24 protein-coding genes are annotated in these 23,658 nt (G+C 71.7%); 20 read left to right on the top strand and 4 right to left on the bottom strand.

What is annotated here, in order from left to right; translation table 11 throughout:
• Positions 1 to 64: 64 nt before the first annotated feature.
• From ACZ4EF_RS24805 to ACZ4EF_RS24795, 3 genes are read left to right on the top strand one after another with little or no spacing between them, the layout of a single operon-like run.
• Positions 65 to 1,138 (top strand): sugar kinase, encoded by a 1,074-nt coding sequence (locus ACZ4EF_RS24805; protein ID WP_467506415.1) that lies wholly within the window; start codon positions 65 to 67, stop codon positions 1,136 to 1,138.
• Positions 1,135 to 1,971 (top strand): IclR family transcriptional regulator, encoded by an 837-nt coding sequence (locus tag ACZ4EF_RS24800; RefSeq protein ID WP_467506414.1) that lies wholly within the window; start codon positions 1,135 to 1,137, stop codon positions 1,969 to 1,971. The genes ACZ4EF_RS24805 and ACZ4EF_RS24800 overlap by 4 nt, the downstream gene beginning before the upstream one ends.
• Positions 1,968 to 2,378, top strand: coding sequence for a RidA family protein (locus tag ACZ4EF_RS24795; RefSeq protein WP_355347857.1), 411 nt, complete (start codon positions 1,968 to 1,970; stop codon positions 2,376 to 2,378). Before ACZ4EF_RS24800 ends, ACZ4EF_RS24795 begins: the two co-directional genes overlap by 4 nt.
• Positions 2,379 to 2,535: 157 nt before the next feature.
• On the opposite strand, the gene ACZ4EF_RS24790 is transcribed toward ACZ4EF_RS24795, so the two are convergent.
• Positions 2,536 to 4,032 (bottom strand): chitinase, encoded by a 1,497-nt coding sequence (locus ACZ4EF_RS24790; RefSeq protein WP_391049374.1) that lies wholly within the window; start codon positions 4,030 to 4,032, stop codon positions 2,536 to 2,538.
• Between the two features lie 389 nt (positions 4,033 to 4,421).
• On the opposite strand from ACZ4EF_RS24790, the gene ACZ4EF_RS24785 reads away from it, so the two are divergent.
• The 11 genes from ACZ4EF_RS24785 to ACZ4EF_RS24735 all read left to right on the top strand — a co-directional run bounded on the left by ACZ4EF_RS24785 (position 4,422) and on the right by ACZ4EF_RS24735 (position 13,982).
• Positions 4,422 to 5,270, top strand: coding sequence for a hypothetical protein (locus ACZ4EF_RS24785; RefSeq protein WP_467506413.1), 849 nt, complete (start codon positions 4,422 to 4,424; stop codon positions 5,268 to 5,270).
• Positions 5,271 to 5,282: 12 nt separating this feature from the next.
• Positions 5,283 to 6,005, top strand: a complete 723-nt coding sequence (gene cpaB / locus ACZ4EF_RS24780) for a Flp pilus assembly protein CpaB (RefSeq protein ID WP_355347863.1) — start codon at positions 5,283 to 5,285, stop codon at positions 6,003 to 6,005.
• Positions 6,002 to 7,570: a CpaE/TadZ family protein gene (locus ACZ4EF_RS24775; RefSeq protein ID WP_355347866.1), complete on the top strand. Its 1,569-nt coding sequence runs from the start codon at positions 6,002 to 6,004 to the stop codon at positions 7,568 to 7,570. Before cpaB ends, ACZ4EF_RS24775 begins: the two co-directional genes overlap by 4 nt.
• Positions 7,571 to 7,707: 137 nt before the next feature.
• Positions 7,708 to 8,058, top strand: a complete 351-nt coding sequence (locus ACZ4EF_RS24770) for a TadE/TadG family type IV pilus assembly protein (protein WP_391049161.1) — start codon at positions 7,708 to 7,710, stop codon at positions 8,056 to 8,058.
• Positions 8,055 to 9,389, top strand: coding sequence for a CpaF family protein (locus tag ACZ4EF_RS24765; protein WP_401312911.1), 1,335 nt, complete (start codon positions 8,055 to 8,057; stop codon positions 9,387 to 9,389). Before ACZ4EF_RS24770 ends, ACZ4EF_RS24765 begins: the two co-directional genes overlap by 4 nt.
• Before the next feature lie 59 nt (positions 9,390 to 9,448).
• On the top strand, positions 9,449 to 10,405 hold the full coding sequence (locus tag ACZ4EF_RS24760) for a type II secretion system F family protein (RefSeq protein ID WP_467506441.1): 957 nt from the start codon (positions 9,449 to 9,451) through the stop codon (positions 10,403 to 10,405).
• A gap of 55 nt (positions 10,406 to 10,460) precedes the next feature.
• Complete coding sequence (locus ACZ4EF_RS24755) at positions 10,461 to 11,363, top strand: DUF5936 domain-containing protein (protein WP_467506412.1); 903 nt, start codon at positions 10,461 to 10,463, stop codon at positions 11,361 to 11,363.
• A gap of 448 nt (positions 11,364 to 11,811) precedes the next feature.
• A complete protein-coding gene (locus ACZ4EF_RS24750; RefSeq protein WP_467349420.1) occupies positions 11,812 to 12,072 on the top strand; it encodes a hypothetical protein in 261 nt (86 codons plus the stop codon).
• A gap of 29 nt (positions 12,073 to 12,101) precedes the next feature.
• Positions 12,102 to 12,665, top strand: coding sequence for a pilus assembly protein TadG-related protein (locus ACZ4EF_RS24745; protein WP_467349501.1), 564 nt, complete (start codon positions 12,102 to 12,104; stop codon positions 12,663 to 12,665).
• Between the two features lie 31 nt (positions 12,666 to 12,696).
• Positions 12,697 to 13,284, top strand: a complete 588-nt coding sequence (locus ACZ4EF_RS24740) for a hypothetical protein (protein ID WP_467506411.1) — start codon at positions 12,697 to 12,699, stop codon at positions 13,282 to 13,284.
• Between the two features lie 5 nt (positions 13,285 to 13,289).
• On the top strand, positions 13,290 to 13,982 hold the full coding sequence (locus ACZ4EF_RS24735) for an OmpA family protein (protein ID WP_467506410.1): 693 nt from the start codon (positions 13,290 to 13,292) through the stop codon (positions 13,980 to 13,982).
• 232 nt (positions 13,983 to 14,214) lie between these two features.
• On the opposite strand, the gene ACZ4EF_RS24730 is transcribed toward ACZ4EF_RS24735, so the two are convergent.
• Positions 14,215 to 14,979 (bottom strand): GNAT family N-acetyltransferase, encoded by a 765-nt coding sequence (locus ACZ4EF_RS24730; RefSeq protein ID WP_391161702.1) that lies wholly within the window; start codon positions 14,977 to 14,979, stop codon positions 14,215 to 14,217.
• A gap of 50 nt (positions 14,980 to 15,029) precedes the next feature.
• Here ACZ4EF_RS24730 and ACZ4EF_RS24725 point away from each other — a divergent pair, with 50 nt between their 5' ends.
• Positions 15,030 to 15,545, top strand: coding sequence for a hypothetical protein (locus ACZ4EF_RS24725; protein ID WP_391049173.1), 516 nt, complete (start codon positions 15,030 to 15,032; stop codon positions 15,543 to 15,545).
• Here the strand turns inward: ACZ4EF_RS24725 and ACZ4EF_RS24720 are convergent.
• A complete protein-coding gene (locus ACZ4EF_RS24720; RefSeq protein ID WP_401312928.1) occupies positions 15,542 to 15,913 on the bottom strand; it encodes a DUF192 domain-containing protein in 372 nt (123 codons plus the stop codon). The genes ACZ4EF_RS24725 and ACZ4EF_RS24720 overlap by 4 nt on opposite strands.
• Positions 15,914 to 16,001: 88 nt before the next feature.
• Here ACZ4EF_RS24720 and ACZ4EF_RS24715 point away from each other — a divergent pair, with 88 nt between their 5' ends.
• Positions 16,002 to 16,739 carry a prepilin peptidase gene (locus ACZ4EF_RS24715; protein ID WP_402711097.1) on the top strand — a complete coding sequence of 246 codons (738 nt, stop codon included), beginning with the start codon at positions 16,002 to 16,004 and terminating at the stop codon, positions 16,737 to 16,739.
• Between the two features lie 316 nt (positions 16,740 to 17,055).
• Here the strand turns inward: ACZ4EF_RS24715 and mgrA are convergent, their stop codons facing one another.
• On the bottom strand, positions 17,056 to 18,099 hold the full coding sequence (gene mgrA / locus ACZ4EF_RS24710; RefSeq protein ID WP_355347898.1) for an L-glyceraldehyde 3-phosphate reductase: 1,044 nt from the start codon (positions 18,097 to 18,099) through the stop codon (positions 17,056 to 17,058).
• Positions 18,100 to 18,211: 112 nt separating this feature from the next.
• Here mgrA and ACZ4EF_RS24705 point away from each other — a divergent pair, with 112 nt between their 5' ends.
• The 4 genes from ACZ4EF_RS24705 to ACZ4EF_RS24690 all read left to right on the top strand — a co-directional run bounded on the left by ACZ4EF_RS24705 (position 18,212) and on the right by ACZ4EF_RS24690 (position 23,578).
• The gene (locus ACZ4EF_RS24705; protein WP_355347900.1) at positions 18,212 to 18,973 is read left to right on the top strand and encodes an isoprenyl transferase; all 762 of its coding nucleotides are present in this window, start codon (positions 18,212 to 18,214) and stop codon (positions 18,971 to 18,973) included.
• Positions 18,974 to 19,285: 312 nt separating this feature from the next.
• On the top strand, positions 19,286 to 20,605 hold the full coding sequence (locus ACZ4EF_RS24700; RefSeq protein WP_355347904.1) for a PhoH family protein: 1,320 nt from the start codon (positions 19,286 to 19,288) through the stop codon (positions 20,603 to 20,605).
• 456 nt (positions 20,606 to 21,061) lie between these two features.
• Positions 21,062 to 21,748, top strand: a complete 687-nt coding sequence (locus tag ACZ4EF_RS24695) for an aggregation-promoting factor C-terminal-like domain-containing protein (protein ID WP_467349430.1) — start codon at positions 21,062 to 21,064, stop codon at positions 21,746 to 21,748.
• Between the two features lie 192 nt (positions 21,749 to 21,940).
• Positions 21,941 to 23,578 (top strand): AI-2E family transporter, encoded by a 1,638-nt coding sequence (locus ACZ4EF_RS24690; protein WP_355347910.1) that lies wholly within the window; start codon positions 21,941 to 21,943, stop codon positions 23,576 to 23,578.
• Positions 23,579 to 23,658: the final 80 nt, after the last annotated feature.

Here is a 23,658-nt window from a genome sequence, read left to right as displayed (position 1 = left end):
ACGGTGCTCCTGCCCACCAGGCCACCGCCGCTCCCGCCGCGGCCCGCAGAAGTGAGTGACCGCCGTGACCGTACCGACGAGCCCGAGCGCCGCCCCCGGCGCCGCCGACTTCGACGTCGTCTGCCTCGGCGAGTCCATGGTCACCTTCGTCCCCTCCCGCCCCGGCCGCCTCGCCGACGTGCCCGCCTTCCACCGCGCGATCGGCGGCGCCGAGTCCAATGTGGCCTGCACCCTGGCCCGCACCGGCCACCGCGCCCGCTGGATCAGCCGCGTCGGCGCCGACGGCTTCGGCGACCACCTGGTGGAGACGATCGCCGCGGCCGGGGTCGACGTCAGCGCCGTACAGCGCGACCCGCACCGCCCCACCGGCGTGTACTTCCGTACGGCGGGCGAGCGCGCCGTCGGTACGGACGCCCCCGCCGACCGGGCCGAGGTCGTCTACTACCGGGCCGGTTCCGCCGCCTCCGCGCTCGCCCCCGACCTCGTCGCCCGCGCCGACGCGTGGAGCGGCCGGGTGCTGCACCTCACCGGCATCACCGCCGCGCTCTCCGCGACCTGCGCGGAGCTGATGCGCGGCCTCACCCGCCGCGCGCCGGGACGCCCGCTGGTCTCCTTCGACGTCAACCACCGCCCGGCGCTGTGGCGCGACGCCGACCCCCGGCGCACGCTCGACCTCGCCCGCGGCTGCGACCTCGTCTTCGTCGGCGAGGACGAGGCGCAGGCCGCCTGGGGGCTGCCGGACGCGGCCGCGGTACGGGCCGCGCTGCCCGAGCCGCGGACGCTGGTGGTCAAGCAGGGCGAGGCGGGCGCGACCGTCTTCGACGGCGACGAACGCCGTCACGTCCCCGCCCTCGCGGTCGACGTCGTCGCGCACGTCGGCGCGGGCGACGCCTTCGCCGCCGGGTACCTGTCGGCGGCCCTGCGCGGCCTGCCCGTACGCGACCGCGTCAGGCACGGCCATGTGCTGGCCGCCGCCGCGTTGACCGAGCCGGGCGACCTCGGCACGCCGCCCGGCCGCGCCCGCGCCGACGCGCTGGTCACCCTGGACGACGCGGCATGGGGGAGACTGCGGCTGGGCGCCGGGTGGACGGCGTCCGGAGATCGTGCGCCCACGACGACGGAGGAGGGACCGCGGTGAGCCAGACGGTCGACCGCGCGCTGAGCATCCTGCCGCTGCTGGCCGAGGGCCCGGCGGGGCTCGAACAGGTCGCCACCCGGCTCGATGTCCACAAGTCCACCGCGCTGCGGCTGCTGCGGACCCTGCACGAACACGGCCTGGTCTACCGGCAGCAGGACCAGCGCTACCGGCTCGGCGCCCGCCTGTTCGCCCTCGCCCAGCAGGCCATCGAGACCCTCGACATCCGCGGCATCGCCCACCCCCACCTCGCCGCGCTCAACGAACGCACCGGCCACACCGTGCACCTCGCGGTGTACGAGCAGGGCGAGGTCGTCTACATCGACAAGGTCGAGAGCCGCTATCCGGTACGGATGTACTCCCGGATCGGCCGCCCGGTCGCCATCACGGTCGCGGCCGTCGCCAAACTGCTCCTGGCCGACCTGCCCGAGCCCGAACGGCGCTCGGTGGCCGAGCAGTTGGAGTACCCCCGCTACACCGCGAAGTCCACGCCCGACGCCGCCGCGTTCCTCGCCGAACTGGCCCGCGTCCGCGAACAGGGCTGGGCCACCGACCTCGGCGGCCACGAGGAGTCCATCAACTGCGTCGGCGCGCCCCTGCGCGGTCCCGACGGCCGCGTCTGCGCCGCCATGTCGCTCTCGGCCCCCAATGTCGTCGTCCCCGCCGACGAACTGCTGCGCCTGCGCCCGCTGTTGCTGCGGACGGCCGAGGCCGTCAGCCGCGACCTGTCGGGAAGCGCGCCCGCGCCCGCATCCGCATCTGTACCCGTACCCGTACCCGCATCCGTATCCGCGTCTGTACCCGCACCAGATTCAGTGAAGGACAACTCCGCATGAGCAACGGCCAGAAGACCGCGATCGTCCCGGCCACCCACACGGCGCCGCCCGCCAAGTTCTCGCACGGCGTCCGCAAGGGGAATCTCCTCCAGGTGGCCGGCCAGGTCGGCTTCCTCCCGGCCGTCGAGGGCCAGCCCCCGACGCCCGCGGGCCCCGGCCTGCGCGAGCAGACCCTCCAGACCCTCGCCAACGTCCAGGCCGTCCTCGAAGCGGGCGGTGCCACCTGGGAAGACGTCATCATGATCCGCGTCTACCTCACGGACACGGACCACTTCGCCGAACTCAACGCCATCTACAATGAGTTCTTCGCCTCCCTCGTCGAGCCCCCCGCCGCCCGCACCACCATCTACGTCGGCCTCCCCGCCGGCCTGCTGATCGAAATCGACGCCCTGGCCGTCCTGGGGTGACGGCTCCTCCCGCGCGGGAGGAGAGCTTTCGGGGCGCGGGGAACGCGTCGGGGGGGGGGGGGGGGGGGGGGGGGGGGGGGGGGGGGGGGGGGGGGGGGGGCCTTTCTTGCGGGAGGGGGGAGGCGGCGGGGGGCGCCCCCTTGGAGCGGACTCCGTGTTACGGCATGCCGTGCACGTGGGCTCCGACGCTGTTGGACCAGGCGTTGCCCGCCGAGGCGTCCCAGTTGGTGGACCAGGTCATGGCCCCGCGGATGGTGGGCCAGGTGGTGGACGGGTGGAAGGTCCCGCACCCGGTGCCCTTGGCGAGGCAGTCGAGCGCGTTGTTGACGACGGTCGGGCTGACGTAACCGGAGCCCGCGGCGCTGGTGGACGCCGGGGTGCCGATGCCGACCTGGGACGGGGAGAGCCCGGCCTGGATGGCGGTGCAGGCCAGGGTCGTGATGAAGTCCACCGTGCCCTGGCTGTAGACGCCGCCGTCGCAGCCGTTCATCGAACCGCTGTTGTAGTACTGGGTGTTGACGACGGTCAGGATGTCCTTGATCTTCAGCGCGGTGGCCAGGTAGTCACTGCCCGCCGAGAGCATGTCGATGGTCTGCGGCGCCATCGTGATGATGAGCGACGAGCCCGCCTTGGCGCTCAGCGCGCGCAGCGCCTGCGGCATGTAGGTGGTGTCGATGCCGTTCTCGAGGTCGATGTCGACGCCGTTGAAGCCGTACGTCTGCATCAGCGTGTAGACGCTGTTGGCGAAGTTGGTGGCCGAGGCGGAGTCACGGACCGAGATGGTGCCGTTCTGACCGCCGACGGAGATGATCACCTTCTTGCCCGCGGCCTGCTTGGCGGCGATGTCCGCCTTGAACTGCGCGGTGCTGTAGTTCAGCGCCGGGTCGAGGGTGAACGAGACCGCGCCGGGCGTGGTCGTCGCGTCCGCGAAGGCGACGGCGATGATGTCGTACTGGCTCTGCACCTGCGCGATGGTCTGCACGGTGGCGCCGTTGTTGAAGTTCTGCCAGTAGCCGGTGACCGCGTGCTTGGGGATGCTGCTGGTGGGCGGGCTGGTCGGCGGCGTGGTGGGAGGCGTCGTGGGCGGGGTGGTGGGAGGTGTCGTGGGGGGAGTGGTGGGAGGCGTCGTGGGAGGCGTCGTCGGCGGGGTGGTCGGCGGGGTCGTGCCCGTACCGCCGGGGCCCGACAGCGAGATGTCGTCCGCGAAGTACGCGGGCTGCGCGTACCAGCCGTGGGTGTAGATCGTCACGGACTTGGTGTTCGCGCCGGTGGTGAAGCTGACGCTGAGCTGCTGGTACGAGGAGGCCGACGGCGTCCAGGTGGACGGGTCGGTGCCGCCGGTGCCGGTCGCGCCCAGGTAGACGTACGAGCCCTGCACCCAACCGCTGAGCGTGTACTGGGAGTTGGGCTGCACGCTGACGACCTGGGAACACTGGCCGGTGTCGCTGCTGGTCGGGGTGGCCTTGAGGGCGGCGGAGCCGGAGTGCACCGGGCTGGAGACGGTGCTGCCGCTGCCCGCGGTGCAGGTCCAGCCGGAAAGGCCGCTCTCGAAGCCGGGGTTGGCGGCGAGGTTGGTGGTCGCGGCGCTGGCGCTGCCCATGTCGACGAGCGCGACACCGGTGCCGATCACCGCGGCGGCGCTCAGCCCCGCGATACCTCGGCGGAAGAACGTCGAGCGGACGAGCTTTGATCTGTGCTGGGCATGGCTCGCTTGATTCGCGTGCGATGCACGTTCCACGACTGCCTCCTGGGGGCAAGGAGTTGGGGGGTAGTGGGAGTGCGGTGGCGCATGACATGACGTACGGACGTGAACGGGTGACCTGAAGTGCCGACGTGCGGAGCAATGTGAAGCGCATGCAGAAAACAGATGACAGGGAGAAAGTTGGTCCAGACCAATTCGGTTGTCAAGACCTCCGCCGGACACCTGTCGTTCACCACTTCCGATCCGCAACTTTCCGCACCCAAGCCGCTACACATCGATAAGCTGACGACCGCGAATCGCCAGGTACCGGCCACCACCGGGCGCAGGAGGGGAGGTTCCGCATGCCGAGCGTCATCACCGTCACCTCTGACGATCTCTCGCTCTCGCTGGAAGAGCAGTTGACGCGCACCACGACCGCGCTCGACACGTACGGGCACCTCATCGCCCTGGCACCGGCCGAACCGGCCGACCCCGCCAGGCGCCGGATGCACACCGTGCGGTCCGCCCTCGAAGCCGACCGGATAGCGATCGTCCCCAGCCCGCTGCCCCCGCTGGCCATCGCCCTGCTCGCCGAGCAACTGCGCCAGCTCTCCGGCACCGACCTCGGCCCCGGCGTCCTCGCGGGCGGCGCCCGGCTGCTCACGTACTACCTGCACTCCGGCGCGCTGCTCGGCTCTGTCGCCAAGCTCGACCGCGTCCCGGTCGGCGTCGGCGCCCACGTCAAGTCCCTCGTGCCGGGACGGCACTTCGCCGTCGTCGCGCACCCCGAGCCGTACCTGGCCGAGGCCGAACCGGGCACCGTACCGCCAGGACCCGGCTACCAGACACAGCTCGCCGTCGCGGGCAAGGGCGTCGACCCCGCCTGGGTCACCGGACCGCTCGCCAGCGGCTGGCGCGCCCAGCACCTGCGCGAAGTACCGCTGCCGACCGACTCCCCACGCTGGTGGGGCACGTCCCGGCTGGTCGAATTCACCGCCTACATCGCCGATGTGGGCATGCTCTACCAACTCGTCACCTCGGTACGGCGCGACACCTGCACCTGGTGCGGGCTCGAAGTCATCGGTGACCAGTGCTTGTTCTGCGCCACACGGCTGGGGGATCGTACGGCTCCGGCGAAGCACGCCGCCGCCCGGCCGGGGCGCGAGGTCGAGACACCGCGCCGCCCCCAACTCGAACCCCACAAGCGATAGGTCCGCCCGCACATGAACTCACGTCAGCGTCGTGGTGTCGTCCTCCTCGTGATCTCCGTGATCTGCGCGGTGGCCGCCTTCGCGGGAGTGCTCGCCGTCGTCAGCGACGCGCGGTCACAGGTCGGACCGAAGGTCACCGCGTACGAACTCAGCGCCGACGTACCGGCGTACCAGGCGCTGACCGCGTCCCAGGTGCACCGGATCCGGATACCGAAGCGCTGGCTGCCGGACACCGCCGTACGCGATCTCGGCCAGCTCCAGGGAAAGATCGCCGCCGTGCCGCTGCGCAAGGGCTCGCTGCTCCAGTCCGACATGGTCGCCGCCCGGCCCGAACTCCAGGCCGGACAGATGGAGATCGCCATCATGATCGACGCCGAGACCGGCGTGGCGGGCAAGATCACCCCCGGCGCCCGGGTCAACATCTTCGCCACCTTCCAGGGCCGCAAGGACACCGACCCCGACGTCTCGAAGATCATCGTGTCCGGCGCGCAGGTCATCGACGTCGGCGAGATCAAGGCCTTCGACAAGAGCGAGAACGCCCAGCGGCTGTCCACCGAAGGCGTGCCGATCACCTTCGCGCTCAACGCCGGGGACGCCCAACGCGTCGCCTACGCCGAGTCGTTCGCGGAACACGTACGCCTCGCCCTCGTCGCCCCAGGTGACAGCTCCGCACCCTCGCAGACCGACCGCACGTACACCCTGAGCGGCGACGGCGGCACCGGAGGCAAGCCGTGACCGTACGCATCCTCGCCGGAACCGCCGACCCCGACGCCGCGCGCGCCCTGCTCGGCCTGCTCGGCCAACTGCCCGGCGCGGAACCGGCACCCGCGCTCGGCGACTCCACGGCGCTGCTCGAAACCCTCACGCGCGCCGCCGAGGCCGGGATCGACGAACTGCCCGAGGTCGTCATCGTGCAGGAGGGCATCGGACCGATGCCCGCACTCGACCTCATCCGCGACGTCGCCCTGCGCTTCCCCGCCATCGGCGTCGTCCTGCTCACCGCCGACCCCAGCCCCGCCGTGCTCGCCGCCGCCATGGACTCCGGCGCCCGAGGCGTCGTCGGATTCCCGCTCTCCTACGACGAGTTGGGCGCCCGCGTCGAAGCCGCCGCCACCTGGTCGGCCGGCGTCCGCAGACACCTCGGCCCGCAGCGCGCCCTGCCCGCCGTCGCCGGCGGCACCCTCATCGCCGTCGCCGGGGCCAAGGGCGGCGTCGGTACCACCGTCACCGCCGTCCAACTCGCCCTCGCCGCCCACGCGTCGGGCCGCTCCACCGCCCTGGTCGACCTCGACCTCCAGGGCGGTGACATCGCCTCCTACCTCGACGTCCAGTTCCGCCGCTCCATCGCCGACCTCGCCGACATCGCGGACGTCTCCTCCCGGGTCCTGCACGACGCCATGTACGTCCACGAGTCCGGCCCCGCCCTGCTGCTCGCCCCCGCCGACGGCGAACGCGGCGAGGACGTCACCGACCGCTCGGCCCGCCTCGTCCTCGCCGCGCTCCGGCAGCGCTACGAAGTCGTCGTCGTGGACTGCGGCACCCAGATGACCAGCGCCAACGCCGTCGCCGTCGAGGTCGCCGACGCCGCCGTCCTCGTGCTCACGCCCGACGTCATCGCCGTGCGCGCAGCCAAGCGCATGGTCCGCATGTGGGACCGGCTCCAGATCCGCAAGCCCCAGGACACCACCGCCGTCGTCAACCGCCACACCCGCGGCACCGAGATCCAGCCGTCGCTGATCGGCCGCATCACCGGCACCCGCATGGCGACCTCCGTCATCCCCGCCGGATTCCGCGAACTCCAGGCCGTCATCGACGCCGGCCGCCTCCAGGACCTCGACGCCCGCTCCACCGTCAAGGCCGGAATCTGGGCACTGGCAGGGGAGTTGGGGCTGGTCAGCGGCGCGACGCTGCCCGCCGCACGCGGGAAGAAGCAGCGCCGCGAGCGGTCCGAACGCGGCGACCGGGGCCAGGTCACCCTCGAAACCCTCGGCATGACGCCGATCATCCTCATCACCCTGCTGCTCATCTGGCAGGCGGTGCTGGCCGGTTACACCTTCACGCTCGCGGGCAACGCCGCCGATCAGGCGGCCCGGGCCGCGGCGGTGGGTTCCGACGCCTCCGCCGCCGCGAGCAGCGACCTTCCCAGCGCGTGGGGGCCAGGCGACACCTCGGTCAGCCGCGCGGACGGCACCGTCTCGGCGACCGTCACCCTCAAAATGCCCCTCCTCATCCCCGGCATCGGCGACTTCGTCCCCATCTCGGGCCACGCGAAGACGCTGGACGAAACGGCCAAGCGATGAAGCGCTCCCGCCGCCGGGCTCCCGCAGCCCGTACCTCCGCCGAGCGCACGGTTCCCCGCGCCCCTTCGGGGCCCTCCCGGCGCGGGTTCGGGGGCGGCGCCCCCGAGAGGCACCGCGGGTCCGCCCGGGACCGGGGAGTGGCATCGCTCGAATACCTCGGAATGCTCCCGTTCCTGCTCCTGATCGCCCTCGCGGGCATCCAACTCGGCCTCGTCGCGTACTGCGGCGAACAGGCCGGCACAGCGGCCCGTACGGCGGCCAGGACCGCCGCGCAGGCGGGCCCGAACGGGGGAGAGGCGGCCGGCCAGCAGGCCGGCCAGGCGGCGGTGAGCGACTGGCTGACCGCGACGATCCGGTTCACGACGTCCGACGCGACGACCGTGACCGCGCAGGCCACGGTGAAGGTCCCGTCCGTCCTGCCGGGCGTCAGCTTCTTCGACCCCGTGAAGCGCTCCGCCACCATGCCGAAGGAGGACACGACACGATGAGCCTCCGTGCCCGCCTCGCCGTCGAAGAGGCGACCCCGCAGACGCAGGAAGGCCACATGGTGGCCGTCTACCGCGCGAAACTGCTCCAGGAGATCGACCTCGCGGAGATGTCGGCGCTCGCGCCGGGCGAGCGCAGGGCCCGGCTGGAACGGGTGCTCGGCCACATCATCAGCCGCGAGGGCCCGGTGCTGTCCACGGCGGAACGCGCCGCGCTGATCCGCCGCGTGGTGGACGAGGCGCTCGGCCTCGGCATCCTGGAACCGCTGCTCGAAGACCCCACCGTCACCGAGATCATGGTCAACGGCCCCGACAAGATCTACGTCGAGCGCGGCGGCCGGGTCGAGGCGGTCGCCGCCCGCTTCTCGTCGGCGGAACAGCTCCTCCAGACCATCGAGCGGATCGTCTCCACCGTCAACCGCCGTGTGGACGAGTCGAATCCGATGGTCGACGCCCGGCTGCCGTCGGGCGAGCGCGTCAACGTCATCATCCCGCCGCTGTCGCTGACCGGACCCACGCTCACCATCCGCCGCTTCCCGCGCGCGTACACGCTCCAGGAGCTGATCGGCCTCGGGACGCTGGACGAGCACATGCTGTTGCTGCTCTCGTCGTTCGTGCGCGCGAAGTGCAACATCATCGTCAGCGGCGGTACGGGCTCGGGCAAGACCACGCTGCTCAACGCGCTGTCCGGGCTGATCCCCGACGGCGAGCGGATCATCACGGTCGAGGACGCGGCCGAACTCCAGCTCCAGCAGGAGCATGTGATCCGGCTGGAGTCGCGCCCGCCCAACGTCGAGGGCGAGGGCCGGATCACGATTCGCGACCTCGTACGCAACTCCCTGCGGATGCGCCCCGACCGGATCATCGTCGGTGAGGTCCGCGGCGGCGAGACCCTCGACATGCTCCAGGCGATGTCCACAGGACACGACGGCTCACTGGCCACCGTGCACGCCAACTCCGCCGAGGACGCGGTGCTCAGGCTCCAGACGCTCGCGTCGATGAGCGAGGTCAAGATCCCCTTCGAGGCGCTGCGCGACCAGATCAACAGCGCCGTGGACGTCCTCGTCCAGCTCAACCGCCACATCGACGGCACCCGCAGGATCGGCGAGATCGCCGTCCTGTCCTCCCGCGGCCGTGACGTCTTCCGGCTCACCTCCGCCACCCGCTTCCGCGCGGAACCGCTCGGCGTCGACCGCATCGTCCGCGGCTGGTACGAACACCGGCCCGTCCCGCGCGAGATCGCCGAGCGGCTCTACCTGTCCGGCGAACACGTACCCGCCGCCTTCGGCATCGGCGCGAGCGAACTCGAACTCGACAGCAGGGAGGCGAAGTGAGCGCCGTTCCGCAAGAGTTGACGGCGGTCGCGGCCCCGCCCGGCAGCGGTCTCCCACACCTGGCAGCGAGCCCCGGATTCGCCTCGGGACCGTACCCGCTGCTCGTCCTCGGCGTCAGCGTGCTCGCCCTCGCACTGGCCGTGTGGGGCGGCCACGCCTGGCGCGGCGGCAGGGCCGACCGGGCCGCGCTCGTCGACCGGCTCGCCGGCGACTTCGGCGGCGGCACCCGCGAATCGGCCTTCGCCGGACTCGACCGCCGCGTACGCCGCTACGCCTGGGGCCAGCGCCTCGCGGGCCGACTGGCCGCCACCGGGACCAACTTGACGCCAGGTCAGTTCACCGCGGCCGCGATCGGCGTCGTCCTCGTCGCGTGGGTGCTCGCCGCGGCGGTCCTCGCCCCCTTCTTCGGGCCGATCGCCGCACTCATCGCGGGCTGGTCCGCGTACAGCTTCCTGGAGTGGCGCCGCCGCGTCCGTACCGAGCGCTTCATCGCCCAACTCCCCGAGCTCGCACGCGTCCTGGCCAACGCCACCCAGGCCGGGCTCGCCCTGCGCACCGCCGTCTCCATGGCGGCGGAGGAGCTGGACGCGCCCGCGGGCGAGGAGCTGAAGCAGGTCGCGGACGCGATGGCGGTGGGCCACTCCATCGAGGACGCGCTGGCCGAGCTGCAACAGCGGCTGCCCAGCCGCGAGTTGGTCGTGCTGGTCTCCACGCTGGTGCTCTCCAGCCGCGCGGGCGGCTCCGTCGTCGAGTCGCTGCGCAACCTCACGGTCACCCTGGAGGAGCGCAAGGAGACCCGGCGCGAGATCCGCACCCAGATGTCCCAGGTCACCGTCACCGCCTACGCGGTCCCGGTCATCGGCATCGGCTCCCTGCTGCTCCTCAACCAGATCATGCCGGGCTCGCTCAGCGCCATGACCGGCTCCACCGTCGGCCGGATCTGCGTCCTGGTCGCGCTGGGCCTGTACGTGGTCGGCTTCGCGCTGATCCGCCGGATGTCGAGGATCGACGTATGACCGCGACCGTGCACACCTCACGCGGCAACCGGCCGGTGACCGGAGGGAATTCCCGATGCTCCTGATCGGCCTCGTCCTGGCGGCGGTCGTCGCCGCGGGCGTCGTCGGCGTCGTCCACGCCGTCGCACTCCTGCGCGCCGACGTGAAGCTCCCCGACGACCTGGCCCTCGCGCTGGAAGTCGGCAGGACCCGGACGACCCGTACCGGCAACGCCATCGACCGGATCGGCATCCGCTGGGCGCCGATGGTGATGCGGATGATGGGCCCGGCCCGGATCGCGAAAATGCGCGCCCGGATCGACCACGCGGGCCACCCGCACGGCCTCACCGTGGAGCGCTACGCCGCCCGCCGCGCCGTCTACGGCGGCCTCGGCGGCTTCGCGGCCCTGCTGCTGCTCGTCCAAGGGCACTGGATCCTGGCCCTGTTGCTCGCCGCGTACGCCTGGTGGTGGGCCGACCTCGGCATCTGGCTGGCCGTCCGCCGCCGCCGCGACGACATCGAACGCACCCTCCCCGACTTCCTCGACGTCCTCGCCGTCGTCGTCAGCGCTGGCCTCGGCTTCCGCCAGGCCCTGGAGCGTGTCAACGCCGTGTACCAGGGCCCCTGGTCGGACGAGATCCGGGTCGCCCTGCGTCAGATGGACGTCGGCGTCAGCCGCCGCGACGCCTTCGACCAGCTCCGCAGGCGCAACCGCAGCGACCAGGTCGGCCAGTTCGTCACCGCCCTCCAGCAGGGCGAGGAACTGGGCGCCCCGATCGCCCGCACCCTCCTCCAGATCGCCAACGACATGCGCCGCACCGAGGCCCAGAACGCCCGCCGCCGCGCCGCCCGCATGGTCCCGCGCGCCACCGGCGTCATCACCACCATCCTCGTCCCGGCGACCATGATCCTGCTGATCACCGGCACGATCATGGGCTCCCACATCCAGTTCGCCGACACCTTCGGCAGCGGCGGATGACGGGGCGGGTGACGGTTCGTACGCCGGGTCGGGTGCCGGCGCGGGTGCCGGCGCGGGTGTCGGAGTGGGCGCCGGCGCGGACGACCGGGCGGATGACGGTCGTGGCCGCCGGACGCGGCGGGGGCGTGACCGGTGACGATGAGCGGAGATGGCGGCCGATGACCGGAGATGAGCGGTTGATGACCTGGCGATTACCGTGATCCGCTGGCCACACAGCGTGATCAACCGGCATGCTGTAAGCGCCAATTGGCGCAGAACGGGCTGCGGATGTCCGAGGTTCGGGTGTACCTTTGCATTCGCAACCATATTTGCACCTGCAATCAGAACCGATCCGCTGCGGACGGCAACACGACCAGCGAGAGGCGGTGCGCCGTGGACACCTACCCCGACAGGTGGAACGCGGCCGTCGCACGCATCCGTCAGGTGACGAAGAATGGGGCGAACGATGATGAACAGGTGGGTAGTCCGGCGCTACACGGACACCGAGATCTGGCTGCGCGACCGCACGGACAGACTCGCGGCCCGGATCGCCGACCGGTCGGCGGACGGGTCGGCCGACAGGGGTCAGACGTCGTTCGAGTATCTCGGGATCGCGGTGGTGATCGCGGTGATCATCGGAGTGCTGGCGGGGACGACGGACATCGGAAACGCCGTCAAGAACGGGATCACCGGCATGATCGACAAGATCGTCAGCGGCAACGGCAAGTAGGCGTCCTCGGTGACGACCGTGGTCAGACGCTGGGGATCTACATCGTCGCCATGGCCGCGCTGTTCTTCCTCGGCTTCGCGTTCTTCGCGGTGGGTCAGGCCGCTGTCGTCCGCAACTCCGCACAGACAGCGGCGGATTCGGCGGCTCTCGCCGCCGCCCGTGCGGATCGCGACGCGGCTCACGACGCCTTCCTGAGCGCACTGCGGTCCGGTGACCTGGTCCAACTCGGTCTGCTTCTGCAGAATTTGGGTCAGCACGACGCGGAGGCGTGTGCCGCCGCTTCGGCCTACGCCGGAGAGAACAACGCCGCCGTGGACGCCCCGGACGGCTGCGGCCGGGCATCGGGGCTCCAGGGATACACCGTCTCGGTCACGACGTTGGGCACGGTCGGCACCTCCGTGATCGACGGCACCGAGACCAAGCACGCCAAGGCCACCGCCACCGCGGTGGTCGAACCGCGCTGCGGACTTGGCGACAAGGACGGCAACGCGATCGGATTCATCTGCAACGGCGACCATGTGACGGTCGATCCGACGGCGGGCGGCTTCGTGCTGGACCTGTCAACCTTCTACACCGTCCACTTGAGCAAGTGACGGCGGCCGAGCGATGAGGGAACGGGGAACGATGCGATACGGGCGCAGGGCGACGATTGCGGTGGCGTTCGCCGCCGGTGCCGCCATCACGCTGGCCGGATGCGGTGGCGGAGGCGGCGGTGGCGACAAGGGCGGTGACAAGCCGTCCACGTCTGCCGGCGCGCCGAAGACAAGCGGCAGCAGCGGAGGCGGCGATGACACGCCTTCCGCGACTCCCACCGAGGTTCTGGCCCAGATCAAGGGCGAGAAGGACATGGTGGTGACCATCAACTCGGCGACCCGGGACTCCGGTGGATTCGTGACCGTGGAGGGTGTCGTCACCAACAACGGCACTTCCGGGTTCACCGCCAACCTGTGGGTGGGGTCGGAGACCGCGCTGTCCCACTCCGGCGCTTCCGTGGCCGGCGCCGTCCTTGTCGACGAGGCGGGCAAGAAGCGCTACTACGTGCTGCGGGACACCGACGGCCGCTGCCTGTGCACGATGGGTCTCGTCAGCATCCAGCCCAAGGAATCCCGCCCGTTCTTCGCCCAGTTCCCCGCCCCGCCGGAAGCCACCACCCAAGTGTCGTTCGAGCTGCCGACGATGCCGCCCGCGAAGATCACGCTCTCGGAGGGGTGAGGACGATGAAGCGCAACGCGTCGCCGCCCGGGGCGGCATCCCGCGCCGGAGGGCAGCGGGCCCCCCTGTCGGGCGTGGTGATCGTGCTCGTGCTGGCCGCCGGGACGGTGGCCGGGGGGACCGCGGCCGTGGCCGACACGAATCCGCCGCCCACGGCCGGTGACAGCACGCCGACGGCCCCCGTGCGGATCGACCCGACGTCGCCAGGACTCAGGCTGCCGGAGGGCTCGACGCTGGCGCCGGCGAAGGTGCTGGACATCGTGTCCGTGACGGACGAGTCGTCGACGAAGGCGAGCCAGCCGGAGCAGCGGCAGGAGACGTCGAACTCGACGGTCACCTACGCGCTCCAGTCGGAGGTGCTGTTCAAGAAGGACAGCGCCGTGCTGTCGCCCACGGCGACCTCGCGGATCCAGGCCATCGCGGACGACATCACCGCACGCCATGTGACGTCACCCATCCGGGTGTTCGGGTTCACGGACAATCTCGGCAGCTCCGAGCACGGCATGGTGCTCTCGAAGCAACGCGCCGACGCCGTTTACCAAGTCCTGGCAACGGAAATGGGCAGCGCCGGTGACCCGTCCCACACGTTTCAGGTCCGTGGGTACGGCGAGGACTACCCGATTGCCGACAATTCGTCCGAAACCGGACGCAGTCAGAATCGCCGCGTCGAGATCACTTTCACGCCACCTGCCGCGTAACGAGCTGAGCGGTCGCTCTGACGCGGTACGGTGTAACTCCCCCCCTCGGGCCGGTTCGCTCTCCCCCCCCCTGCGAACCGGCCCGTTTTTCTTTTCCCGCGCCCGCGCCCGCACCGCACCCGCGCCGCACCTGGCACCGCACGCGCTTTCGTGCCTGTCCCGCGCCCGGCGCCGCCCCGCACCCGCGTGCCCCCCATAGGCCGCCCCCGCAGGGCCCCCGCGAACGCCACCCTCAGCCCGTCTTCTCCACCCCCGCCGCCCGCAGCGGCCGGTAGGCCAGCCCCAGGCCGCGGTAGAGCCGCAGCGCCGGGGCGTTGGAGTCGTCGACGATCAGGGCGGCGGTGCCGTGAACGGCCAGCGCCTCCGCGACGACGAGCGCGCAGACCTCGCGGGCCAGCCCCCGGCCGCGCGCCGCCGCGGCGGTCGCGACCCCCGCCACGTACCCGACCGTCGGCGCGCACCAGGTGAGCGCGGCGACCGCGGCCAGGCGCCCGTCCACGCGGGCCCCGGCCCACCGGTCCCGCGCGCCGGGGCGGCCGGGGTAGGCGTACGAGGCGGGGAAGGCGGTGTCCAGCAGGGCGCCCACCTCCGGGGCGGCGCTGTCCGGAAGCCACCGGGCGGAACCGTCTCCCGAGGGGACCGGCCCGACCGGCGGCCCCGTACGGTCCATCCAGCCGAAACCGGCCACCGGCCGCAGCGAGGGCACCGCGCGCACGACCGTGTCGATCAACTCCCGGTCGCCGAGCGGCCGATAGCTCGGGCCGACCTCGCGCAGCACCTCGCGTACGAGCGGGACGGCGTCGTCCGCGGGGCCGGTGACCGCGAGCCGGTCGAGCAGCGACAGGTTCGGCGCCGCCACCGCGACCGCCGCGCCGCGGACGAAGGCCCGGCCCGCGCTCAGGTCCTGCGCCGCCCAGCGGCACAGCGAGTCGTCGGTGGGCAGGTCGCGGAGGCGGCCGATCTCGTGGGTGGAACGGGCGGAAGAGGTCGCGGGCATTCCGCATGCCTATCAAGGAGATGCGGGCCGCCGCATCGTAGATTGCCCGCATGCGGAACAAAACGGCGAAAAGCCGCCGGTATTCGCTCACCGGCGCCGCCCTGACCTGCCTGGTCCTGGCCACCCTCTCCGCCTGCTCGGTCGGCGCCGGAGCCCCGGACGGCTGGCGCTATCTGCGGGCGGACCCGCTGGCGGTCGCGGTCCCCAAGACCTGGCAGGACGTGCGCGGCGGGGCGGTGCTGCGCGGCCCTGACGGCCGTACGGACGCCGAGGTCGCCGTCAGCGCCAATCCGGGCGCAGGCGGTCCCCCCGACAAGGCGACGGCCACCGCCCTCGCCACCGCCCGCAAGGAGTCGCTGGACTTCGACGGCCAGCCCGGCCAGGTCCTCAGCTATGTCCAGGCCGCCCCCGACGGCCGCCCCGCCGCGCGCGTCGAGGTCCGCCTGCACGACTACGAGGGCCACCCGGTCACCGTCCGCGCCTGGACGGCCGACGGCGCGGCCGACCCGATGCTGCTGCGCCGGATCATCAACAGCATCGAATTCGCCACCGACCCGAACCGCTAGGGCCTGTCCGGCCCGCCTCCCACGTCCGCCTCCAGCCGCACCCCCTTGCGCACCCCCCACCGCGCCAGCGCGCCCGCCTCCGCCTCCAGGACGTGCCGGGCCAGCAGCCGGGGGCGGCCGACGCGGCCGGGCGGCATCGTACGCACGGCCAGGACGCGCAGCCGGCGGTCCAGATAGGCGACGTCGATCGGAAACCGCATCCGTACGGTGTGCACGCTGGAGGCCGGGGTCAGCAGCAGGGCGCCCTCGATCCCGTCCAGGCCGAGCAGCCCGCGGGTCCGCGCCCGGTACGACGCGGCGACCCGCAGCGGCACCTCGGCGTCGGGCGTCCGCAGCGTGCCGTCACCGTCTCGCCAACGTCGGCGCATGGCCACTCCCCGGGGTGCTCGATCAGGCGGCAGGTGACGCGGTACGGGCCCCGTTACGGGTCCGCGGCGGCCGTGTACGGTCGGCCCGGTGCATGTCTATCCGATCGTGGCCGCCGCCGTGTGGGGAATCGTCAGCGGCCTGTCGCTGCCGCGCGCCGCCTACCGGTTGGCCGTCCCCTCAGGTGAGCCGTGGGCGGCGCACTGCCCCGAGGGTCACCCGCTGCCCGAGGGCATACGCGGCTGGCTCGGACCGGCGCGCTGCCCGCGCTGCGCCGAGCGCGGCTCCTACGGCTCCTACGGGCCCGCCGTCGTCCTCGCCCTCGTGTGCGCGCTCGCCTGCGCCGGACTGGCCGCCAGGGTGGGCGCCCACCCCGAACTCGTCGTCTGGCTCCTGCTGGTGCCGCTCGGCCTCGTCCTCGGCCGCGTCGACCTCAAGGTCTTCCGGCTCCCGGACGTCCTCACCTTCCCCGCCTTCTTCGGCACCGCCGCGCTGCTCGGTCTCGCCGCCCTGCTCCCCGATCACCGGGGCTCCTGGCCGCGCGCCCTGTTCGGCGCCCTCGCCGTCGGCTTCGTCTACCTGCTCCTCTTCCTCGTCAACCCCGCCGGCATGGGCTTCGGCGACGTCAAACTCGCCCCCACCCTCGGCCTCGCCCTCGGCTGGTACGGCTGGCCCACCGTCTTCACCGGCACGTTTCTCGGCTTCGCCCTCGGCGCCGTCATCGGCCTCGCCCTTATCGCCACTCGGCGCGCCACCCGCAAGACCCCACTGCCGTTCGGGCCCTTCATGCTCCTCGGCACCCTCACCGCCCTCCTGCTCACCCCCTGAGCCCCCCTCAGACCCCCGCCCCCCTGTCCGCCCGCCCTCCGCAAGACGATGCCCCCCCAGGGGCGCGGGGAACTGCGCGCTCAGCCCCCACCGGCCCAATGGTCGGGAGACCACCGAACTGCCCCTCCGGGCCCGGTGGTGACCCGCAGCCATCGCCGTGGCCGGCCGCGCAGTTCCCCGCGCCCCTGAAAAACGCGGCGTACCGCCCGGCGCAGCCGCGGGCCCGGGGCCCGAGCCCCGAAAGAAAGGGGGTGCCCCCCTCCGCCCGGTGAGGGGCGAAAGGGGGCACCCCCTTTAAACGGAAGCGAGCCGCAGGCTAGGCCTCGCTGCTGACCGACCAGAGGTTGACCCCCTCCGGCTCCACCGCGTGCGCGTCGATGGAGGAGAGCTCCTCGGCGGTGAGGGGGGCGGCGCCGACGGCGGCGACGTTGGCCTCGAGCTGGGCGACGGAGGAGGCGCCGATGAGGGCGGAGGTGACGCGGGGGTCGCGCAGGACCCAGGACAGGGCGAGCTGGGCGAGCGACTGGCCGCGCGCGGCGGCGATGTCGTTGAGGGCGCGCAGCCGGCCGATGGTCTCGTCGTTGACGAGGCCGGGGTTGAGGGACTTACCCTGGGCGGCCCGCGACCCCTCGGGGATGCCGCCGAGGTAACGGTCGGTCAGCAGCCCCTGGGCGAGCGGCACGAAGCCGATGCAGCCCATGCCCTCCTCCTCCAGGACGTCCAGCAGACCCTCGTCCTCGATCCACCGGTTGATCATGGAGTACGAGGGCTGGTGGATCAGCGCGGGCACCCCCAGCTCGCGCAGGATGCGCGCGGCCTCGCGCGTACGGTCGGGACCGTACGAGGAGATGCCGACGTAGAGCGCCTTGCCCTGCTGGACGGCGGTCGCCAGCGCGCCCATCGTCTCTTCGAGGGGCGTGTCGGGGTCGAAGCGGTGGGAGTAGAAGATGTCGACGTAGTCGAGGCCCATGCGGGACAGGGACTGGTCGAGGGAGGACAGCAGGTACTTGCGCGAGCCCCATTCCCCGTACGGTCCCGGCCACATGTCGTAGCCCGCCTTGGTGGAGATGACCAGTTCGTCGCGGTAGGGCCGGAAGTCCTGGGCGAAGAGGGTGCCGAAGTTGGCCTCGGCGGCGCCGTACGGCGGGCCGTAGTTGTTGGCGAGGTCGAAGTGCGTGACGCCGAGGTCGAACGCGCGGCGCAGGATGGCGCGCTGGGAGTCCAGGGTGCGGTCGTCGCCGAAGTTGTGCCACAGACCCAGGGAGACGGCGGGGAGCTTGAGGCCGCTGCGGCCGGTCCTGCGGTACTCCATCGAGTCGTAGCGCTCGTCGGAGGCGCGGTAAAGGGAACGAATATTCACGGTCTCTGCTTATCACGCGGGGGTGTCGGCCCCGCCTCCCCGGTTCGTCCGCGAGCCCTTGTGCGCAGTAGTGTGGCCGCCGGGCGACAGGCCCAGGAGGGGCTGGTGTGCGATGAATCTGCGCGACCTGGTGTACGGGCTGTACTCCCGCAGGGTGGAACGCCGGCTGGACGTGGCGCAGGGCCCCAAGCACATCGGCGTGATCCTGGACGGCAACCGGCGCTGGGCCAAGGCGTCCGGCGGCAGTCCCGAGCAGGGGCACAGGGCCGGGGCCGACAAGATCTCCGAAATGCTCGGCTGGTGCGAGGAGACCGGTGTCGAGGTGGTCACGCTGTGGCTGCTGTCCACCGACAATCTGGACCGCCCCGCCGACCAGTTGGTGCCGCTGCTGGGCATCATCGAGGACGCGGTGCGCGAACTGGCCGCGACCGGCCGCTGGCGCGTGCACCACGTGGGCACCATGGACCTGCTGCCCGCGCACACCCAGTCGGTGCTCAAGGAGGCCGAGCAGGAGACGCACGCGCTCGGCGGCCTGCTGGTGAACGTGGCGGTGGGCTACGGCGGCCGGCAGGAGATCGCCGACGCCGTACGGTCGCTGCTGCACGAGCACGCGGGGCGCGGCACCACCATTGAGGACCTGGCCGAGATCCTGGACGTCGAGCACATCTCGGAGCACCTCTACACGCGCGGCCAGCCCGACCCGGATCTGGTGATCCGCACCTCGGGGGAGCAGCGGCTGTCCGGCTTCATGCTCTGGCAGAGCGCCCACTCGGAGTACTACTTCTGCGAGGTCTTCTGGCCCGCCTTCCGCAAGGTGGACTTCCTGCGGGCGCTGCGCGACTACGCGGCCAGGCACCGGCGCTACGGCACCTGACGACTCCGTACCGGCGCGCCGGTACGGAAGACCCCGTGGAGCCCCTGCCGCGCGGGGCGCGGTGTGGGCCGTACGGGGGGCGTGGGGGCGGCCTGAATCCGGTGCCGCGAGGGCTCGACGACGGCGTGCGGAGGCCGGTTTCTCCCGCGTAATGGCCGGTGAGCGGTCGGTGACCGGGCGATGACCGTCGGATGACTGTCATATGCATTCGCATGGGCGACGGTTTTCCAGGGCATATCACTGGGAGACCGGCATCCGGCCCATGGTTGCCGGTACCGCAGTTCGACCTCTCCCGAGGGGGTTCGTCCACACGTGGTGACCAGCAAGAATCGCCGTGACAACGACCGGCGCACGTACGTACTCGACACCAGCGTGCTGCTCGCAGACCCCAATGCCATCGCCCGCTTCGACGAGCACGAGGTTGTGCTGCCGGTCGTCGTGGTGACGGAGTTGGAAGCCAAGCGCCACCACCCGGAACTCGGCTACTTCGCCCGCCAGGCGTTGCGGCTGCTGGATGAGTTCCGGATCCGCTACGGCCGTCTGGACGCACCGATTCCGATCGGTGACGTCGGTGGCACGCTGCGTGTCGAGCTTAACCACTCGGATCCCGGGGTGCTCCCCGCCGGATTCCGGCTCGGTGACAACGACTCGCGCATTCTGGCGGTCGCCCGCAATCTGCAGGCCGAGGGGTACGACGTCACCGTCGTCTCCAAGGATCTGCCGCTGCGGGTGAAGGCGTCCTCCGTCGGCCTGCTGGCCGAGGAGTACCGGGCCGAGCTGGCGATCACCTCGGGCTGGACGGGAATGGAGGAACTGCTGGTCGGGGCGGACGAGGTGGACACCCTCTTCGCGGAGGAGTCCATCGCGCTGCCCGAAGCGGCCGAGCTGCCGGTGCACACCGGCCTGGTGCTCCAGTCCGAGCGCGGCAAGGCGCTGGGCCGGGTCACCGAGGACGGCCGGGTGCGGCTGGTGCGCGGCGACCGCGAGGCGTTCGGCATCCACGGCCGCAGCGCGGAACAGCGGATCGCGCTCGATCTGCTGCTCGACCCCGACGTCGGCATCGTGTCGATGGGCGGGCGCGCGGGTACCGGCAAGTCCGCGCTGGCCCTGTGCGCGGGCCTCGAAGCCGTCCTGGAGCGCCGTCAGCACCGCAAGGTGATGGTCTTCCGGCCGCTGTACGCGGTCGGCGGCCAGGAGCTGGGCTACCTGCCCGGCAGCGAGGCGGAGAAGATGAGCCCCTGGGCTCAGGCCGTCTTCGACACGCTGTCGGCCGTGACGTCCAAGGAGGTCATCGAGGAGGTCGTGGCGCGCGGCATGCTGGAAGTGCTGCCGCTGACCCACATCAGGGGCCGTTCGCTGCACGACGCCTTCGTGATCGTCGACGAGGCCCAGTCGCTGGAGCGGAACGTCCTGCTGACCGTCCTGTCGCGGATCGGCGCCGGATCGCGGGTGGTCCTCACCCACGACGTGGCGCAGCGCGACAACCTCCGGGTGGGCCGTTACGACGGTGTCGTGGCGGTGGTGGAGAAGCTGAAGGGCCATCCGCTGTTCGCCCACATCACCCTCAACCGCTCCGAGCGGTCGCCGATCGCCGCTCTCGTCACCGAGATGCTGGAGGACGGCGGGGCCTGACCGGGGCACGGCCCCCGAATGGCGGGGGGCCTGAAGTGTCCGGATTTACTGAGTGATAGCGTGAGTTGAGGCTGCTGCGCCCGGCGTGAAGGGCGCAGCAGCCTAGCGTTTTACGGGGTCCGCCGCTCGGATTTACCCTCCTCCGCAGCGTGTGAGCTTTGCCACTCAACCGGAAATTGCCGCGCGGCGTCCGCGTACGGCAGGGTGTGAGGCTGTCAGGCCCCGCTTATGGCACTCCTACACCCTCAGGGGTGTGGGAAGAGCAGCTCCACACAAATCCACATCGACCGCCATGAGCCGCCCGAGCACCACGCGGGACTCCTCCGGGAGTTCGCACCGGGCCAGTGCCCCCGTGACCGACCGGCCCGTATTGGCGGACCGGCAGGAAGGGGACCGTGCCAGGGGCACGATTTCGTCCGTGAGGTCACCCATCGGGCGATGCTGGAAGGAAACCGTGTGAGCCGGATCTCGGTCCGGGGACTCGCGGTGGCTTCGGCCACTGCGGTCACCACTGTGGGCGCCGTCGTAGGCGTCGCGTCGGGCGCCGACCAGGGCTCTTCCGAGCCTGTCGAAGCAGCCGGCACGACGACCCTCCTTGCGGACATTCCCGCTGGACAGCAGATTCAGCAGGCTTCGCTGACCGAGCAGGTGCAGGCGCAGTCGGACGCCGCCGATGCCACGGCCCGGCAGTCCGCTGAGCAGACCGCCCGCGTCCAGGCGGCCAAGGACGCCGCCGCCAAGAAGAAGGCGGCGGACGAGGCGGCTGCCAAGGAGAAGCAGCGCAAGCTCGAAGAGGCCGCCAGCCGGGGCGGTGGCGACTCACGTGCCACGTTCCCCGTCACGGCCTCGTACACGGTGGCGCAGGTCAAGGCGATGGCGCAGACCATCGTCGGCGGCGACCAGTTCGCGTGCTTCTCCAACATCGTCTCCCGCGAGAGCGGCTGGAACTACACGGCGACCAACCCCTCCTCCGGGGCGTACGGCCTGGTTCAGTCCAACCCCGGTTCGAAGATGGCCTCGGTCGCCTCGGACTGGCGGACCAATCCGGCCACGCAGATAAAGTGGGGCCTCAACTACATGAACAGCCGGTACGGCAGCCCTTGCGGCGCCTGGTCGTTCTGGCAGAGTCACAACTACTACTGAGCCGACGGCGCCCAGCCGTCAGGCGGCAGTGCGCGGTATCTCTCCGCAAGCCCCCGAGCCCTCAGGGCCGGGGGCTTGTGCGTGTCCCGGAACGGGGTAGGCGCGGGGAGGATGTGGGAGGCAACCCTCCTCGCGAATAACATCGTCATTCTCAGCAGTTCCACAGATGGTCGACGGGGTCAGGGGAGAGCAATGCCGGACAAGCGCCACTGGAGCGCCGTACTGGCCTCCGGGCTGGCCAATATCGCCGGACGGATCGACGAACGCCAGGCGGCGGTGAACGCGAGCCGCGGCGTCGGCGCCGCGATCGAGGACCCGCGCCGCGACTCCTCGGACGCCGCTCCCGCCACCGACCCCTCCGCCGGTACGGACCGGGAGGCCGACACGCCCGACGCGGCCTCCGAACCGGGCGGCGGGAAGCGTACGGCGAAGGCCGCCGGTGCGGGAGGCGGGGCCGTCGCGCCCCCGCCCGTCGTCGTCGTGCCCGCGCCGCGCGCGCCGCAGCCCGATCCGGTGTCGGCCGTGCCGTGGAGCATGCGCGTCGGCGCCGAGGTCGGCTGGCGGCTGCTGGTGCTCGCGGGCACCGTCTGGGTGCTGATGCGGGTGATCGGCGCCGTACAGCTCGTGGTGCTGGCCTTCACCGCCGGCCTGCTGATCACCGCGCTGCTCCAGCCGTTCGTCGCCCGCCTCAAGCGGCGCGGTGTGCCGCGCGGGGTGGCGACGGCCATGGTCTTCGTCGGCGGCTTCGTCATCATGGGCCTGGTCGGCTGGTTCGTGGTCTGGCAGGTGATGGACAACATCAGCAATCTGTCGACCAGCCTCCAGGACGGCGTCAACGAGGTGAAGAAGTGGCTGCTCAACAGCCCCTTCCACGTCACCGACGACCAGATCAACCAGGTCGCCAAGAACCTCCAGGAAGCGATCGGCTCCAACACCAAGGCGCTGACCGACGCCGGGCTCCAGGGCGTCACCGTCATCGTCGAACTGCTCACCGGCATACTGCTGGCGATGTTCAGCACGCTGTTCCTGCTCTACGACGGGCCGAACATCTGGAACTGGTTCCTCAAGCTGTTCCCCGACGCGGCCAGGGACGGGCTGGCCGGCGCCGGTCCGCGCGCCTGGCGCACCCTCACCCTGTACGTGCGCGGCACGGTGATAGTCGCCCTCATCGACGCCATCTTCATCGGCGTCGGCATCTTCTTCCTCGGCGTGCCGATGGCCGTGCCGCTGGCCGTGGTCATCTTCCTGTCGTCCTTCGTGCCGCTGGTCGGCGCCGTCGCCTCCGGCTTCATCGCGGTCGTCGTGGCCCTGGTCACCCAGGGGCCGTTCACCGCGCTGATGGTGCTGGTCGTCGTGCTCGCCGTCCAGCAGATCGAGGGGCACATCCTCCAGCCCTTCATCCTCGGCCGCGCCGTCCGCGTCCACCCGCTGGCCGTCGTCCTGTCCGTCGCCGCCGGTTCGATGATCGCGGGCATCGGCGGCGCCGTCGTCGCCGTGCCGCTGGTCGCGGTCGGCAACACGGTGGTCGGCTACCTCAGGGCCCACACCAAGGAGCGGGCGGCAGCCGCAGCCGGTCCGCACGGCGCGACGGCCTACGAGATCGCCCCGGTCACCACCCGTCAGCCCCCGGCGGACCCGGAGGCCCCGGCCTCGGGCGGCCCGACACCGGACGGCCCCGGCCCCGGGGGCTCCGGTCCTGAGGGCCCCGGCCCTGAGGATTCCGGTCCCGAGGGTTCCGGTCCTGAGGGCCCCGGCCCGAACGGTCCCGGCCCGGACGACCGGGACCCCTCCCACGAGGACGACCACACTCACGAGGGCGCGTCCGCCTAACAGCGCCCCCGCGACCGCCCCCCGCCTCCGACCGCCCCCGCGTCCCCCCTCCGGACGCGGGGGCGGTCGCGTCGTTCGGC

Source organism: Streptomyces sp. NPDC025721, assembly GCF_055558595.1.
Note: the sequence above shows the minus strand (reverse complement) of the source record. Positions and strands in the feature narration are given on the sequence as shown.